This window comes from Lentzea aerocolonigenes, from assembly GCF_000955955.1.
GTDB classification, from domain to species: Bacteria; Actinomycetota; Actinomycetes; order Mycobacteriales; family Pseudonocardiaceae; genus Lentzea; species Lentzea aerocolonigenes_A.
Window position 1 is genome coordinate 1 of the sequence record NZ_JYJG01000581.1, and the last position, 2,043, is coordinate 2,043.

At 66.8% G+C, this 2,043-nt stretch carries 1 protein-coding gene; it reads left to right on the forward strand.

Annotated elements, in window-relative coordinates:
- Positions 1–250: 250 nt before the first annotated feature.
- Entirely contained in the window at positions 251–1,930 is a 1,680-nt protein-coding gene (locus tag UK23_RS47445; protein ID WP_052685678.1) for an ABC transporter family substrate-binding protein, read from the forward strand.
- Positions 1,931–2,043 lie beyond the last annotated feature (113 nt).

The window sequence follows — 2,043 nt, forward strand, 5'->3', positions numbered from 1 at the left end:
CTCGAACAACGCACCCGATCATGAAGATGGAAAAGGCTCGGTACTTGCAGACGCCAAAACACCCGCACCACCTACGCAACGCGCGGCCACCCACAAAAGCCGCGCTCCGACGAACCACCCACCCAGGTGACCCGTACTACCCACCGTGCAAGCAACCCACCACCACCGGTCAACGTCCACCAACGTGGCCCAGGTGACAAAACCCGGGTTGCCCGAACACGACAACCACCCTTCTGGCAATGTGAGGACCATGAGGCGACTCGGGGGAGTGCTGACGACTGCCGCGCTGTGCGCCGCAGTGGCCAGCACTGCGGCGTGCACGAACACGCCCCCGCCCCCGCTGGTCCCCAAAACAGAAGCCCCGGTAATCACCACCACGGGCCCGAAGGTCACCGAGATCGTGGTCGGCGTGGACGACGTGGCGGGCGGCTACAACCCCCACGCCCTGTCCGCACAAAGCCCGATCACCACCGCTCTCAGCAGCCTCCTGCTCCCCAGCCCGTTCCGCCCAGGCCCAGACGGTGCCCCCCAGCTGGACCGCAACCTCATGGTCAGCGCCAAGGTCACCAAGGCCGACCCGTTCACGGTCACCTACACCATCCGCAAAGACGCCAGTTGGTCCGACAGCGCCCCCGTGGCCGCCGAGGACTTCTACTACCTCTGGCAGCGGATGCGAACCGAACCGGGCGTGGTCGACCCAGCGGGCTACCGCCTGATCAACAACGTCAGCGCCAGAGAAGGCGGCAAGGTAGTAGAGGTGGCGTTCGGCAAGCCGTTCCCGGGCTGGCGAAGCCTGTTCGCGAACCTCCTCCCCGCCCACCTCCTCAAGGACGCCCCAGGCACCTGGTCGAACGTCCTGAGCACCAGCTTCCCCGCGACAGCAGGCCCGTTCCAGGTGAGCAGCCTCGACGAGCAGCGCGGTCAGGTCATCCTCGAACGCAGCGACCGGTACTGGGAAGTGCCGACCACGCTGGACCGGGTCGTCATCCGGAGGTCCACGCACCGGGCGATGACCGAGGCACTGTCCAAAGGCGACAATCAGGCGGTTCTCCTGCGAGCAGACGCATCCGACGTCAACCTGCTCAAGGAGATCAAGGACCTGACCACGAAACCCGTGCCGCGCAACGAGGTCGTGCAGGTCCTGCTGAGGCCGGAAACCGAACAGCTCAAGGATCTCAAGACCCGCAAGGCGATCATCGCCGCGCTCGACCGCGACGCGCTCATCGCGTCCGGCACCCAGAGCGGACCGAGCGCCACGTACCGGGCCGACTCCTACGTGATCCCGCCGAGCCGGTCCGGCTACCAGGCGACGATCCAGGGCAACACGCTTAACCCGGTGGCGGCCGACCAGCAGCTCACCGAGGCCGGGTACGCGAAGAACGCGCTCACCGGCATCTGGGAGAAGGCCGGCAAGCCGCTCAAGCTGAAGATCGCCGCGCCGGAGAAGGTCGAGCCGTACGTCGGCATCGCGAACCGGGTCAAGGCGCAGCTGGCCGTGCGCGGGATCGACTCCGAGGTCGTCACGCCGAACGCCGAGGACCTCTTCAGCAAGCAGCTGGTCGAGAAGGACGTCGACATCGCGGTCGTGCCGCGGGTCGACGCCGGTGACTCGGCGGCGGGGCTCGCGAGTGCGTACGGATGTGTCGTGGACCCGCCGGACGGGGGGACGCCCAGTCCGCAGAACCCGGCCGGCTTCTGCGACCCGGCGATCCAGACCGACATCGACGCCGCGCTCAACGGCAAGGTCCTCCTGAGCGACGCGCTCGCCAGGATCGAGCCGCAGATCCAGGCTCAGGCGGTCGCGTTGCCGTTGTTCCAGGTAGTCGATCTTCTTGGTGTGCTGCCAACCATGGTGTCCGGGGTCGACACCGGCGCCCCGCTCGCGGGCGTGCTCAGCCAGGCACCCGAATGGCGCAGACTCGACAAGTAGTCCGCGAGTGGAAATTGCGTTGCGGACCTAATTTGATCGTTGCTACGTTCGGCGGCTGTCGTTGACAGAATTTCACCCGCCCGGTCAACGAACGCTGGCGCCCGGTAATCGGG

Bases quoted from the DNA above. Each gene is read 5' to 3' on its own strand.
- UK23_RS47445 (WP_052685678.1), top strand. From the start codon at position 251: ATGAGGCGACTCGGGGGAGTGCTGACGACTGCCGCGCTGTGCGCCGCA.